Below are 14,755 nucleotides of genomic sequence, written 5' to 3'. Positions count from 1 at the left end.
CCAATATATCCTTTTTACAATTTACTGAAAATCATGTATAACAGAGATACATGATTATTTTATCTCGCTATTTGCGGGCAGTAAGATCCCTTACCTCGAAATTCAGCAAAAGTAAAGAAGTTAGGTTCGGGTCGGAATGCCCGTAAAAGTCCGATTCGTGAGGGTTGATGAAAGTTTCACTTTATAAATATTCAGAAGTAGAGGGAGAAAAGTTGTAATGGTAAGAAAAACGTTCAAGATGCGCGTGTCTAAAAATAGAACGATTTCGATTAATGGATCGATTCTTGATGTGGATGTTACACATGATGAATTTTTACAAGAGTTTGTTGAGTGGGTTGATTCTAAAGGTTGGTCGTTTATGGGAATAACAGATGAGATTACGCCCGAGGAAGCTAGTCAAAAGTTAATAGATTCGTTGATTGATGAGAAGGATAAGAAAGAGTAATTCCTTCTTATTTTTATTGTATATTTATGTTCTTTATCGTAAAAGTATGATATAGTAAAAAATAGTGAAAATTCTTCCAATATAATACAAATTACATATGATTGGTAGATTTATTATTTTGTTAAGGAGTAAATGGAAAAGGGAGAGTCATATGGTAAATTTTAAGAAAATTTTGGTTTTTATTACAGTTATTTGTTCGTTTTTTTTGACGCCCATAACATTGCGTGCTGAGACGAATATTGGAGTAAATCCAGAACAAGTTGCACCACCACCTGCGGAAGGACCGAATGTTTTTAGTCAGTTTGCAACGACAATTGATGCAAAAACAGGAGATGTTTTGTATGACAAAAACGCATATCACCGCGCATTTCCTGCTAGTACGACGAAGGTGTTAACAGCGATTTTACTCATGGAGCATACAAAGCCAGAGGATCAATTTACATTTTCACAATTAGCATTAGATCAAGAGAAGAGTAATTATCAAATTGAGTTTCAACCTGGAGAGACAATTAATAGAAATACTGCGCTTATGATTTTAATGGTGCTGAGTGCGAATGATGTGTCGTATGCGATTGCGGAGCGGATTGGCGGGAGTGTTGAGAATTTCGCTAATATGATGAATGAGAAAGCGAAGCAATTAGGGGCGAAAGATAGCCACTTTGTAACACCGAATGGATTGCATGATCCGAACCATTATACGACGCCGTATGATATGGCTATGATTACGAAGGGTGTGCAAAAGTATCCTGAAATTTTACAAGCGATGAATACGAAAAGAACGACAGTTACGACGTCTAGGCAGACGGTGTCTATTTTTAATAAATCTAATTTTTTTGAAAATCCATATAGCATTGGCGGTAAGACAGGGTTTACGAATGAAGCACGTAATACACTTGTTTTATTAAATGAGAAAGATGGAAATCGTATTATAAGCGTAGTAATGGCTTCTCAAAGACCTGAAATTTATGAAGATTTGAAGCAGATGGCGGAATATTCTTTCGGTCAATTTACGAAGCAAATGGTGCTTGATAAACATAATTGGCATCAAAAAACAACATATTTAAATAAAGATGTTAATTCTGAGTTGGAACAAAGTGCGGAGCTTATGCTTAAGAAAGATGAAGGGAAAAATGTGAAAACTATTTTCCGGGCGGCTTCATTAGATAAAGAATCTTTATATCATAAAGGAATACATCGTGGTGAGGTAGTTGGTGCAGTTGATATTACGAAAAATAATCAAACAATTGCGACGGTAAATGTTCTTTCAACAGAAGATGTCACTTTTACGATGCCTAAAAAAGATACAACTATGCCTGAAGTAAAAGACTCAAATGTGAAAGTAATAAGTGTTGGGATAGGTGCGATTATATTATTTGGAGCAATTTTATATGTAGTGTTGCGCCGAAATACAAAAGGAATGAAATCAGAAGGTAAATAAATTACTAATAAAAAGACTGTGTAAAATTTTGGCACAGTCTTTTTTCTATATTTTAAATAACTAATAATTGTAAATTTTCTTATTGCAATAACTTAAAGTTCGTTATATCATTTACTTGTGTTCTTGTTAAAGAACAAAGTGGATATTGCATACTTCAAATAATATAAAACAACGGAGAGGGAGAGAGACGATGAAATTAATATGGAAGATAATTAGCAACGCGATCTCATTTGTTTTATTTGCATTGATGGTTTTTTTAGCTTTTGTAGTTATTTCTTCAAAAGCAAGCGGTGGTGATCCGACAGTGATGGGATATCAATTTAAGAGCGTTCTTTCAGGATCAATGGAGCCGACGTTTTTAACAGGATCAATCATTGCAATAGAACCAAACAAAGATGGTTCTAAATATCAAAAAGGTGATGTTATTACCTTTAAAGAGAAAGATCAAAAAATTATCACTCACCGTATTATCGGTGTGAAAGATACAAATGGAAAAGTAATGTATGAAACAAAAGGGGATAACAACAACGGACCAGATTTAGAGCCAGTACTTGCAGAAAATGTAGTTGGAAAGTATGCAGATATTACAGTTCCGTATGTTGGTTATTTACTGAATTATGCGAATTCAAAAGCGGGAGCAGCATTGCTTCTTATTATTCCAGGAGTCTTTTTACTTGGGTATTCCGCGATTTCTATTTTTGGTGCTATTCGTAGCATTGACGGAGAAAAGAAAGATAAAAAAGTAGAACAATCCGTCTAGTTCGTTTGGTTATACTTTCCGTTTAGGAAGTTAACAAATATATATTAAGGGGATATGGACATGACTTTAAAGAAAAAATTAGGAATGGGTATTACATCAGCAGTATTAGGAGCAGCTTTAGTTGGTGGAGGAACATTTGCATTTTTCAGTGATAAAGAAGTGTCAAATAATACATTTGCGGCTGGAACACTGGATTTAGCATTAAATCCATCAACAGTTGTTAACGTATCGAATTTAAAACCTGGGGATACAATTGAAAAAGAATTTAAACTAGAAAATAAAGGCTCTTTAAATATTAAAAAGGTTCTACTGAAAACAGATTATAATGTAGAAGATGTAAAGAAAGACAATAAAGATGATTTTGGTAAACATATTAAAGTAACATTCTTAAAAAATGTAGATAAGCATGAGACAATTGTGAAACAAACTACTTTAGATAAATTAAAAGGTGACACACTTACAGCTGTAGATAATGATTTATCGGCTTGGTTCTGGGATGAAAAAGGTATTTCAGCAGGTAAATCTGATAAATTCAAAGTGAAATTCGAGTTCGTTGATAATGGAAAAGATCAAAATCAATTCCAAGGCGATAAGTTACAATTAAATTGGACGTTTGATGCACAACAAACAGCAGGTGAAGAAAGATAATAAGAAAAAGGGCTATCACATGGATAGCCCTTTTTCTATTTTTCTAGTATTTGTCTATCAATTTTAATAGTTCTTTACTATAATATAGATAATGTTCTGTATAAAGAACGTGATGTTCGATGGGAGAGATTAAGATGCTGAAAAGACCGCGTAATTTTAAAAAGATGCTTATATTGCCGTGTATGTGTTCTATTACGTTTTATTTAGGATCTCAAATTATGACGCATACAGAAGCGGCGTTCATTCATGAAACGAAAGTAGAAGCGACGCTTTCTACAGCAATTATATTTCCGAAAACAGTTAATACGTTAAAAGAGCAATCTGAGAAACATAAACAGTTTATTGAGCGTGAGTATGGAACGATGAAGGGAAAATCGAAAGCAACTTCTATTGAAGAAATAAAACAGGCGATTTCTGTATGGCAACAAGGGCGTGAGAAAATTGTTGCTGAGAAGGAAGCCCTGCAAAATGTATATACTGAAATAGAAGCTCCTTACAATCAAATACAAGAAGAATTAAAGGTAAATAAAGATGAATCGATGCAGCAAGTGTCCATATATGTAAATGAAGGCTTCCGCAGTATCAAAGAGAAGCGTGACTATATTGAGAAAGAAATTAGCTTGAAAGCTATTGATGAGCAAATTCAGGCTCTTCAGCAACAATTAAACGTTGCAATTGAAGCAGAAGAACAGAAGAAAGCAGAAGAACAGAAGAAAGTAGAAGAACAGAAGAAAGCAGAAGAACAGAAGAAAGTAGAAGAACAGAAGAAAGCAGAAGAACAGAAGAAAGTAGAAGAACAGAAGAAAGTAGAAGAGCAAAAGAAAGCGGAGTAACTGCTTTAGTGAAACAGCCGGAAAACAAGAATGTGGTGTAAGAGAGAGTGAACGAATAAGCAAGACTAGTAATATTTATACGAGTGTGAGGGAACGTTAGCCCTCACCTCTTTGTTTTTCTTTTTTCTTATAGTATTAAATGATTTGAGTGTGAAAAAAGTTATAAATTATCATTGTTTTTTTCTGAAAAGTCTAAATGATATTGAGAAATAAAAATAACTGAAAATATTAATAAATATGTGTTGTGTTTATATAGGGTTGTTCGTTATAATGAACATAAGGTTTTTAAAAAAGAACGCATATTAGCTAAGCTAATATAGTTTTCTTTACATCTCTTATTGAAAAATAAGTGATAAAAATATAAAAAAAAGCTAGGGGGAATTGATTGTGAGTCTGAAAAAGAAATTAGGTATGGGAGTTGCATCAGCAGCATTGGGGTTAGCTTTAATTGGTGGAGGAACATTTGCATTCTTTAGCGATAAAGAAGTATCAAACAATACATTTGCAGCTGGGACGTTAGACCTTACATTAAACCCTAAGACGCTTGTAGATATTAAAGATTTAAAACCAGGGGATTCTGTTAAGAAAGAGTTCTTATTACAAAACAGCGGTTCGTTAACTATTAAAGACGTTAAATTAGCAACAAAGTATACTGTTAAAGATGCAAAAGGTGATAATGCTGGTGAAGACTTTGGTAAGCACGTTAAAGTAAAATTCCTTTGGAACTGGGATAAACAAAGTGAGCCTGTATACGAAACAACTTTAGCAGACTTACAAAAAGTTGATCCAGATCTTTTAGCTAAAGATATCTTTGCTCCTGAGTGGGGAGAAAAGGGTGGATTAGCAGCTGGTACAGAGGATTATCTATGGGTACAATTTGAATTTGTAGATGATGGAAAAGATCAAAATATCTTCCAAGGTGATACATTGAATTTAGAATGGACATTCAATGCTAACCAAGAAGCTGGGGAAGAAAAATAAAAAAAAAGCGGGTATTCCCGCTTTTTTTTTTTATAAAGAAAAAGAAGTGCTGGTTGTAAGCACTTCTTTCTATTATTATTTTTGATTTTGCTTCCACTTTGTAAATTCAAGAAATTCACGAAATTGTTCTTTGGAGACACCAGAGTTCATTGCATCTTTAACGAGTTGTGTCCATTCGGAGTCTAGGTTAGTTTCCTTTGTTGTTTCATCATGAAGTAAAGTATCAACTGGAATTTGTAGAACTGCTGCGATCTTTTCAAGAAACTGAATGGAAGGGTTTTTTTGTAAATTTCGTTCTATAGAACTAATGTAAGATTTAGCAACGCCAGCTTTTTCGGCAAGTTCAGTTAATGAAATCCCTTTTTGTAAACGAAGGCGTTTTATACGTTCTCCAATCATATTTGCGCACCTTTCTATCAATATGTAGTTGTCTTATGATGTCATTATTATAACATAAACTTCGTTAAAAAGAACAAACCTATTGAGCCTGACTGGATGGCTTCATACGTTGGAAAAATTGCTCGATGTCTTGCATGGCGATACCAGCATCTAGAGCTTCAAGTATTAAATCAATCCATTCTTGATCCAGTGCGTCTGTCTTATCTTTGTACAAATGTAATTCCTCCCTAATTATCGGTCATAATTGCTGCTACAGAATACATGATAATGCAATCCGATTTTGTGTTTTATATAGTGAATTATCAAATATTGTGTAGATGAAACAAAGATAAAATCCCCATTAAACTCCCTCTATGGAAATTATAAATTGTTCGATAAAAACTTTCAATATTTTCAGAAAACATTGTTGAATTGTGATATATTCGTATGCTAACTATGAAATTTTTACAAATATATTAAAAACATTACATAATATGACTAAATATTGAAAAAATATTGAATTTTTAATAAAATTCAATTTGTAATACATATTATTTATTAGGGGAGGAAATAAGGGATGAACAAGAAACCGTTCAAAGTTTTGTCATCAATCGCATTGACAGCTGTATTAGGCCTTTCATTCGGAGTTGGCACTCAATCTGCATATGCTGAAACGCCTGTGAATAAAACAGCTACGAGCCCAGTTGATGATCATTTAATTCCGGAAGAACGTTTAGCAGATGCATTAAAAAAACGTGGGGTAATTGATTCGAAGGCTTCAGAGACAGAAACAAAGAAAGCAGTCGAAAAGTATGTAGAGAACAAAAAGGGTGAAAATCCTGGGAAAGAAGCAGCGAATGGGGACCAACTTACGAAAGATGCATCCGACTTTTTAAAGAAAGTGAAAGATGCGAAAGCAGACACGAAAGAAAAATTAAATCAACCAGCAACAGGCACACCTGCAGCGACAGGCCCAGTTAAAGGCGGTCTAAATGGTAAAGTACCAACTTCTCCAGCGAAACAAAAAGACTATAACGGTGAAGTTCGTAAAGACAAAGTACTCGTTTTACTTGTAGAGTACGCTGACTTTAAACATAATAATATCGACAAAGAGCCTGGATATATGTATTCTAACGATTTTAATAAAGAACATTATGAAAAAATGTTATTCGGCAACGAGCCATTTACATTAGATGATGGAAGTAAAATTGAAACGTTTAAACAATATTACGAAGAACAATCTGGTGGTAGTTACACAGTGGACGGAACAGTTACAAAATGGTTAACAGTTCCTGGTAAGGCGGCTGATTACGGTGCAGATGCTGCTAGCGGCGGCCATGATAATAAAGGACCAAAAGGGCCACGTGATTTAGTAAAAGATGCATTAAAAGCAGCTGTAGATAGTGGTATTGATTTATCAGAGTTCGACCAATTTGATCAATACGATGTAAATGGTGATGGAAATAAAAATCAACCAGACGGTTTAATCGATCACTTAATGATTATTCATGCGGGTGTTGGACAAGAAGCAGGCGGTGGTAAATTAGGCGATGATGCAATTTGGTCGCACCGTTGGACAGTTGGACCAAAGCCATTCCCAATTGAAGGTACACAAGCGAAAGTACCATATTGGGGTGGAAAGATGGCAGCATTCGACTACACAATTGAACCAGAAGATGGAGCGGTTGGTGTATTCGCACATGAATATGGTCACGATTTAGGTCTTCCAGATGAGTACGATACACAATATAGTGGTCAAGGTGAGCCGATTGAAGCTTGGTCTATTATGAGTGGCGGAAGCTGGGCTGGTAAAATCGCTGGAACGACGCCAACGAGTTTCTCACCACAAAATAAAGAGTTTTTCCAAAAAACAATCGGTGGTAACTGGGCAAATATCGTAGAAGTAGATTACGAGAAATTAAATAAAGGTATCGGTCTAGCGACATATTTGGATCAAAGTGTTACGAAATCTAACCGTCCGGGTATGATTCGTGTTAACTTACCAGACAAAGATATAAAAACAATTGAGCCGGCATTTGGAAAACAGTATTACTACAGCACAAAAGGTGATGATCTTCATACGAAGATGGAAACACCACTGTTCGATTTAACAAATGCAACGACTGCAAAATTTGACTTCAAATCATTATATGAAATTGAAGCAGAGTATGATTTCCTTGAAGTACACGCTGTAACGGAAGATGGTCAACAAACGTTAATTGAAAGACTTGGTGAGAAAGCAAATAGTGGAAATGCAGATTCGACAAATGGAAAATGGATTGACAAATCATATGATTTAAGTCAATTCAAAGGCAAGAAAGTAAAATTAACATTTGATTACATTACTGATGGTGGTTTAGCATTAAATGGATTCGCTCTTGATAATGCTTCATTAACAGTAGATGGTAAAGTAGCATTCTCTGATGACGCAGAAGGTACACCACAATTAAAATTAGATGGTTTCGTTGTATCTAACGGAACAGAGAAGAAAAAACATAACTACTATGTTGAGTGGAGAAACTATGCTGGGGCAGATAACGCGTTGAAATTTGCTCGCGGTCCAGTATTTAACACTGGTATGGTTGTATGGTATGCAGATTCAGCTTATACAGATAACTGGGTTGGTGTACATCCAGGACACGGTTTCCTTGGTGTAGTTGATTCTCATCCAGAAGCAATTGTTGGTACTTTAAATGGTAAACCAACAGTTAAGAGTAGTACACGATTCCAAATCGCTGATGCAGCGTTCTCATTCGACAAAACGCCAGCTTGGAAAGTCGTATCTCCAACGCGTGGAACATTTACGTATGATGGTTTAGCAGGCGTACCAAAGTTTGATGATTCTAAAACGTATATTAATCAACAGATTCCAGATGCAGGACGTATTTTACCGAAGCTTGGTTTGAAATTTGAAGTAGTAGGACAAGCTGATGATAATTCTGCAGGTGCTGTTCGTTTATATCGTTAATACAGTAAAACTACCGAGAGATTTTCTTTCGGTAGTTTTTTTGTGAGCAATGAATTTTATATAGCTGAAAAAGTCATATATAATGTAACCTTAAGAATAGAAATTTGTTATATATGAAGTCTATATAAATAATGAAAGAATTGGATAAAAATAGTGGGAGAAGGTGAGTGAATGAGTATTTCCTCTATTGTAAGTAGGCAAAAGGAATATTTTTTAAAAGGGCATACGAGAAGCATCGAAATGAGAAAGAATAATTTGAAGAAGCTTTATGAAGGCATTCAGCGTTTTGAAGAAGAAATATTTCAGGCATTGAAATTAGATTTAAATAAGTCAGTTCACGAGTCGTTTACAACGGAAGTTGGATATGTATTAAAAGAAATTTCCTTTCAATTGAAACATATGTCATCGTGGAGTAAACCGAAACGAGTTCGAACAGCACTCACTCATTTTGGATCAAAAGGAAAAGTAGTGCCAGAACCGTATGGTGTGACGCTTATTATTGCACCGTGGAACTATCCTTTTCAATTAGCAATTGCACCACTTGTAGGAGCACTGGCAGCTGGAAATACAATCGTTTTAAAGCCGTCAGAGTTAACGCCAAGCGTTTCAAAAGTGCTTAAGAGAATGTTAGATGAATTATTCCCAGAAGAGCTTGTAGCGGTAGTAGAAGGTGGCGTTGAAGAGAGTACATCTTTGCTGAGGGAACCGTTTGATTATATTTTCTTTACTGGTAGTGTTGGAGTTGGAAAAGTTGTAATGGAAGCAGCAGCGAAACAGTTGACACCGCTCACTTTAGAACTTGGCGGGAAAAGTCCTTGTATTGTACATAAAGATGCAAAGATAGAGATGACAGCAAGAAGAATTGTTTGGGGTAAGTTTTTAAATGCAGGGCAGACGTGTGTAGCGCCTGATTATATGTATGTGCATTCTTCCGTGAAAGAAAAGCTAATTGAGGCACTGCGACATGAAATTACAGAGCAGTATAGTAAAGAACCTTTGCGAAATGAAAATTATGTGCGTATTGTAAGTGAGCGTCATTTTGAACGATTATGTGGATTCTTACAAGATGGTCAAGTCGTAATTGGTGGAAACTATAAGAAAGATACATTACATATTGAACCGACAGTACTAGCGGATATTACATGGAAAGATACTGTTATGGAAGATGAAATTTTTGGTCCGATTTTACCAATCATAGAGTACGACAACATAGAAGATGTAATTGGCACAATCCAGCAACATCCGAAGCCGTTAGCGTTATATGTATTTTCTGAAGATAAAGAAGTACAAAAGAAAGTGACGAGTAATATTTCATATGGTGGAGGCTGTATTAATGATGTTGTCTATCATCTTGCCACGCCATATTTACCTTTTGGGGGTGTTGGAAGTAGTGGATTAGGGGGTTATCATGGGAAAGAAAGTTTTCGGACTTTTTCACATTATAAAAGCATTTTAGCCCAATCTACAGCATTCGACATGAAAATTCGTTACTCTTCTACAAAAAGTGCTTTAAAATTCATACGAAAGTTGTTAAAATGATGATGGTGTTTATCAGTAGGCGTAGCCGTATGATAATAGCCCCTTCGCAATGGAAGGGGTTTTTCTGTTCGACGTTATGTATCATGCGAAAATGAATCCAACATACTACATAAAGAATAGAAACGAACGCTTGTTAAATAATCATTTTTGTTTGGATCGAAACAAAAAATAGTCTATAGAACATAAATATTTATTCATGAATATAAAAATTAAAAATTTAAGGTAGATAGGACGGGAAAATGAAAAAGATTATTAAAGTTGAAGCAGTTGAAAAACATTTTGGAAATCAAGTGATTATCCCACCTCTTTCTTTAGATATTAAAGAGGGAGAGTTTTTAACAATTTTAGGACCGAGTGGCTGCGGGAAAACGACTTTACTTCGTATGATCGCAGGATTTGAAACTCCAACTAAAGGGAATCTTTTATTAGATGCTGAAAGAATTAACGATTTGCCGCCATATAAGCGTCATATGAACCTAGTGTTCCAACATTACGCACTATTCCCACATATGACAGTAGAGAAGAATATTTGTTTTGGTATGAAAATGCAGAAAGTATCAGCAGCAGAGCAGAAAGAGCGTGCTGAAGAGGCAATGCGTTTAACGCAGTTACTTGAGTTCCGTAATCGTAAACCTGCGAAGCTTTCTGGTGGACAACAGCAGCGTGTTGCAATTGCAAGAGCGATTGTAAATAATCCGCGTGTATTACTATTAGATGAGCCACTTGGAGCGCTTGACTTTAAGTTACGAAAAGACTTGCAACGTGAATTGAAAAACTTACAACGTAATTTAGGAATTACGTTCATATACGTAACGCACGATCAAGAAGAAGCAATGAGCATGAGCGATCGTATTGTAGTTATGAATAAAGGACATATCGAACAAATCGGAACACCGAAAGAAATTTATAATAAGCCGAAAACATTGTTCGTTGCGACATTCATCGGTGAAAATAATATTGTGAAAAACGGGGAAGGCTATGTAGCAATTCGCCCTGAAAATGTAAAAGTACGTTCGGTTGAAGAGTCAATTTTAAAAGAATACCATCTTGGACATATTGAAGATATCGAGTTTGTCGGAAATATGGAGAAGCTTTATGTACGTGATGAGAAAACATCAGAATTACTAATGGCATATCAAACTGCTGAAGAGGCAGCGCAGTGGAGCATTGGAGATAATGTATATGTAGGCTGGGAGCAAGAGGACGAGGTGACCTTAAATTGAAAAAAGGGAAATTACTCGCACTACCTACAGTCGCGTGGCTGTTAATTTTCTTCCTAATCCCGCTCGTATTCGTATTAGGATTCGCCTTCATGCAGCGCGGAGCTTACGGGACAGTAGAAATGCAATTTACGCTGGAGAATATATCCCGTGTGTTTGATCCTTTGTACTTAGGAACGTTATGGGAAACTGTTAAGATCGCAGTTATTACAACAGTAATATGTTTATTAATTGGTTATCCGTTTGCGTATACAATTACAATTGTTGACCGCAAATACCGCTCTATTCTTTTATTATTGGCAACGATCCCGTTTTGGATTAACTTTCTTGTTCGTTCATACGCATGGATTGTTATTTTACGTTCACAAGGTCTTGTGAATACGTTGTTATTAAAGCTTGGCATTATTAGTGAACCGTTAAATTTATTATATAATACTCCTTCTGTAATACTCGGAATGGTCTATTCTTTATTACCATTTATGATTTTACCAGTGTATGCAGCAATTGAGCAGCTGGATAAGCGTAAGCTAGAAGCGGCTTATGATTTAGGAGCAACACCAATAAAGGCATTTTGGAATATAACAGTGCCGATGACTATGTCAGGAATTGCGACTGGTTCTATTTTAGTATTCGTTTCTTCTATCGGAATGTTTGTTGTATCAGACGTGATGGGCGGATCGAAAGTAGCATTAATCGGAAACGTTATTCAAAATCAATTCTTAGGTGCACGTGACTGGCCATTTGGATCTGCGTTATCGATTATCGTTGTTCTATTCTCTGTTCTGTTAATTTACTTATATTATCGTGCAACGAAAGTATATAAATATAATGAGAACGGAGGGGAATAGGCAAAGATGAAGAAGTTTTTAGTTTCTTATTCTTGGTTAATTTTGTTATTCTTGTATTTTCCAATGATGGTTTTAATGGTCTATTCTTTCAACGACTCTCGCATTAATGCGGAGTGGGAAGGTTTTACATTCCATTGGTATACAGATTTATTTCAAAAACAAGATGTTATTGATGCATTTGTAAATAGTATTACGATTGCAGTTATAACAACGATTGTGACAACGGTACTTGGTGTATTCTTTGCAATTGCTTTACATCGTTATAAATATCGTTTCGAAGGGGCTATTAATGGCCTTGTATATTTACCAATTTTAATTCCTGATATTTTAATGGGATTATCTTTACTAATTCTTTTCAGCCAGTTAGGAATGGAACTTGGACAAACAACGATTATTATTGCACATATTACATTTAGTATTTCGTTTGTTGTTGTTATTTTAGCTGCGCGTCTTTCAAGTATGGGACGTGACTTAGAAGAAGCTGCAAATGATCTAGGAGCAACGCCTTGGCAAACGTTTCGTTATGTAACGTTCCCAGCAATTGCACCGGGAGTTATTTCGGCAGCATTATTAACATTCACATTATCAATTGATGATTTTGTAATTAGTTTCTTCGTATCAGGACCAGGATCAACAACATTGCCATTATATATTTACAGTATGGTTAAGCGCGGAGTATCACCAGAAATTAATGCTCTTTCTACAATTTTAATTGTTGCTATCGTAGGATTAATGGTTCTATCTGAAATCTTCCGGAACAAAGGTGCAGATGGTGAAGAAAACTCTGGAGGACACCTTCCTTTATAATACGAACGATATAGAAAGTACAAGGGGGTAATAAACCGATGAAATTAATGAAAAGAATAGCTGGCGCAGCAATTAGTTTTAGCCTTGTTGCTGGTGTGCTTGCTGGTTGTGGTGAAAAGAAAGAAGAATTAAATATTTATAGCTGGGCTGACAATTTTGATGAGCAAGTGCTAAAAGATTTTGAAAAGAAATATAATGTGAAAATTAACTATGACAAGTACGCAAGTAATGAAGAAATGCTTGCGAAATTACAAGCTGGTGGCGCAAAGTATGACTTAATCCAGCCGTCGGATTACATGGTTAAAACAATGGCGAAAATGGACTTATTAGCGCCGTTAGATAAAAAGAATATCCCGAATATCGAAAATATGGTTTCTAATTTCAAAACACCTGCGTTTGATCCAGAGAATAAATATTCTTTAGTGTACACTTGGGGTGTAACAGGGATTGCATACAATAAAAAGTATGTGAAAGAAGCACCTACAAGCTGGGCGGACTTATGGAATGAGAAATATAAAGGACATGTAACGTTACTGAACGATTCTCGTGAAGTATTAGGAGTGGGTCTTAAGAAGCACGGGTTCTCAAACAGTACGAAAGACGATGCACAATTAAAGACAGCAGCAGATGATTTAAAGAAGCTGCTTCCAAACTTATTAGCATTTGATACAGATAACATTAAACAAAAATTCATTACAGAAGATGCTTGGATCGGAACAGTTTGGTCTGGAGATGCAGCATTTATCGCAAAAGATAATAAAGATGTAGAATATGTTGTACCGAAAGAAGGCGGCACAATTTGGGCTGATACGTTAGCAATTCCAAAAGGTGCAAAACATAAAGAGCTTGCTGAGAAATTTATGAACTACTTACTAGATGAAAAAGTAAGTGTGAAAAACTACGAGTCAATTGGTTACAGTAATCCAAATGAAAAAGCTCATCCTCTTCATAGTAAAGAATACCGTGATAATCACATGATTTTCTTAACGAAAGAAGAGTTAGATCGTACAGAATGGCTTGTTGATGTAGACGATAAGTTAAAAGACTATGATCGTTACTGGACAGAGCTAAAAACAAAAGGTAAATAAGTAAGGAAATGCGGTTTCTAAAGTAGAAATCGCATTTTTTTCATAGTAGGAGGAAATCGTTTGAAGAAGAAGTTACATCAGTATGAGGTAATGTGTATCGGTTTGTTATTTGCTGTATTTGGTATTGTTGCTTGGCGCGTACATGCAGGTGGCGTTACAGTGATGGATACATATGTCCGTGGATTAGTAAGAGGGCTACAAACGGAAAGTTCTCTTATATTTTTCTCGTACTTTACAAAATTGGGATCAGCAATTGGGATAGTCGCTACGCTCGTTATAAGCTTGCTTGTTTTTTGGAAGAAGCGTTATTATGCTGCGATGATTGTATATCCAATGGGGATTTTAATAACACATCTTGTGAATAAAGGGATAAAAGAGATTGTAAAGAGAGAACGTCCGTCATTAAATGAAGCGCTAGATGCACTTGGATATAGTTTTCCTAGTGGACATGCAATGCTATCGATTATGACATTTGGATTTCTTACTTATATCATTGCTGCTAATTTGAAAAGCGTAGCTGGGAAATGTGTCACAACGATTTTGATGGGTATAGTAATTCTATCGATTGGATTAAGTAGAGTCATTTTAAATGTACATTACCCAACTGATATTTTAGCTGGTTACTGCGTAGGTGGTATTTTGTTAATTATCGCGATTTACTACCATCGTTTACTTACTGAGAGATTAGGGTTTAATAAAGAGAGATAGAAAAACGTCTGGAAAAACTATTATTATAGTTTTTCCAGACGTTTTTTGTTTATATCAAGATGTGATACAGTATAAGTGACAATTGAATTATTTA

15 protein-coding genes are annotated in these 14,755 nt (G+C 35.4%); 13 read left to right on the top strand and 2 right to left on the bottom strand.

Annotation, left to right across the window (positions count from 1 at the left end):
• Window positions 1-217 precede the first annotated feature (217 nt).
• The 6 genes from ACTFR8_RS07800 (at window position 218) to calY (ending at window position 5,105) form a co-directional block, all read left to right on the top strand.
• The gene (locus ACTFR8_RS07800) at window positions 218-445 is read left to right on the top strand and encodes a hypothetical protein (RefSeq protein ID WP_000251856.1); all 228 of its coding nucleotides are present in this window, start codon (window positions 218-220) and stop codon (window positions 443-445) included.
• A gap of 151 nt (window positions 446-596) precedes the next feature.
• On the top strand, window positions 597-1,883 hold the full coding sequence (locus tag ACTFR8_RS07795; RefSeq protein WP_000247029.1) for a D-alanyl-D-alanine carboxypeptidase family protein: 1,287 nt from the start codon (window positions 597-599) through the stop codon (window positions 1,881-1,883).
• A 190-nt stretch (window positions 1,884-2,073) separates the two neighbouring features.
• Entirely contained in the window at window positions 2,074-2,643 is a 570-nt protein-coding gene (sipW, locus tag ACTFR8_RS07790; RefSeq protein ID WP_000767792.1) for a signal peptidase I SipW, read from the top strand.
• Window positions 2,644-2,703: 60 nt separating this feature from the next.
• Window positions 2,704-3,291, top strand: coding sequence for a CalY family protein (locus tag ACTFR8_RS07785; protein WP_000172854.1), 588 nt, complete (start codon window positions 2,704-2,706; stop codon window positions 3,289-3,291).
• A 119-nt stretch (window positions 3,292-3,410) separates the two neighbouring features.
• Entirely contained in the window at window positions 3,411-4,124 is a 714-nt protein-coding gene (locus ACTFR8_RS07780; RefSeq protein WP_080025828.1) for a DUF4047 domain-containing protein, read from the top strand.
• 387 nt (window positions 4,125-4,511) lie between these two features.
• Window positions 4,512-5,105 (top strand): biofilm matrix protein CalY, encoded by a 594-nt coding sequence (calY, locus tag ACTFR8_RS07775; protein WP_000053713.1) that lies wholly within the window; start codon window positions 4,512-4,514, stop codon window positions 5,103-5,105.
• A 75-nt stretch (window positions 5,106-5,180) separates the two neighbouring features.
• Here the strand turns inward: calY and ACTFR8_RS07770 are convergent, their stop codons facing one another.
• Both ACTFR8_RS07770 and ACTFR8_RS07765 read right to left on the bottom strand, forming a co-directional pair.
• Window positions 5,181-5,504 carry a helix-turn-helix domain-containing protein gene (locus ACTFR8_RS07770; protein WP_000578885.1) on the bottom strand — a complete coding sequence of 108 codons (324 nt, stop codon included), beginning with the start codon at window positions 5,502-5,504 and terminating at the stop codon, window positions 5,181-5,183.
• A gap of 79 nt (window positions 5,505-5,583) precedes the next feature.
• Window positions 5,584-5,718: an anti-repressor SinI family protein gene (locus tag ACTFR8_RS07765; protein WP_000276219.1), complete on the bottom strand. Its 135-nt coding sequence runs from the start codon at window positions 5,716-5,718 to the stop codon at window positions 5,584-5,586.
• A gap of 342 nt (window positions 5,719-6,060) precedes the next feature.
• On the opposite strand from ACTFR8_RS07765, the gene inhA1 reads away from it, so the two are divergent.
• From inhA1 to ACTFR8_RS07730, 7 genes are all read left to right on the top strand, one after another.
• Complete coding sequence (gene inhA1, locus ACTFR8_RS07760; protein WP_001035951.1) at window positions 6,061-8,451, top strand: M6 family metalloprotease immune inhibitor InhA1; 2,391 nt, start codon at window positions 6,061-6,063, stop codon at window positions 8,449-8,451.
• 171 nt (window positions 8,452-8,622) lie between these two features.
• Window positions 8,623-9,990, top strand: coding sequence for an aldehyde dehydrogenase (locus tag ACTFR8_RS07755; RefSeq protein ID WP_000028383.1), 1,368 nt, complete (start codon window positions 8,623-8,625; stop codon window positions 9,988-9,990).
• Between the two features lie 239 nt (window positions 9,991-10,229).
• On the top strand, window positions 10,230-11,213 hold the full coding sequence (gene potA, locus ACTFR8_RS07750; RefSeq protein WP_000720318.1) for a spermidine/putrescine ABC transporter ATP-binding protein PotA: 984 nt from the start codon (window positions 10,230-10,232) through the stop codon (window positions 11,211-11,213).
• Window positions 11,210-12,058, top strand: a complete 849-nt coding sequence (potB, locus tag ACTFR8_RS07745; protein ID WP_000715500.1) for a spermidine/putrescine ABC transporter permease PotB — start codon at window positions 11,210-11,212, stop codon at window positions 12,056-12,058. The genes potA and potB overlap by 4 nt, the downstream gene beginning before the upstream one ends.
• 6 nt (window positions 12,059-12,064) lie before the next feature.
• Window positions 12,065-12,865 (top strand): spermidine/putrescine ABC transporter permease PotC, encoded by an 801-nt coding sequence (potC, locus tag ACTFR8_RS07740; protein ID WP_000714192.1) that lies wholly within the window; start codon window positions 12,065-12,067, stop codon window positions 12,863-12,865.
• 38 nt (window positions 12,866-12,903) lie between these two features.
• Window positions 12,904-13,953 (top strand): spermidine/putrescine ABC transporter substrate-binding protein PotD, encoded by a 1,050-nt coding sequence (potD, locus tag ACTFR8_RS07735; protein WP_000772485.1) that lies wholly within the window; start codon window positions 12,904-12,906, stop codon window positions 13,951-13,953.
• Between the two features lie 60 nt (window positions 13,954-14,013).
• The gene (locus ACTFR8_RS07730) at window positions 14,014-14,661 is read left to right on the top strand and encodes a phosphatase PAP2 family protein (protein WP_114556292.1); all 648 of its coding nucleotides are present in this window, start codon (window positions 14,014-14,016) and stop codon (window positions 14,659-14,661) included.
• Window positions 14,662-14,755: the final 94 nt, after the last annotated feature.

The organism is Bacillus cereus group sp. MYBK15-3, from assembly GCF_051916765.1.
In the GTDB taxonomy this organism is placed as follows: Bacteria; Bacillota; Bacilli; order Bacillales; family Bacillaceae_G; genus Bacillus_A; species Bacillus_A cereus.
The sequence above is the reverse complement of the archived record's forward strand: the minus strand, read 5'-3'. Positions and strand labels throughout refer to the sequence as shown.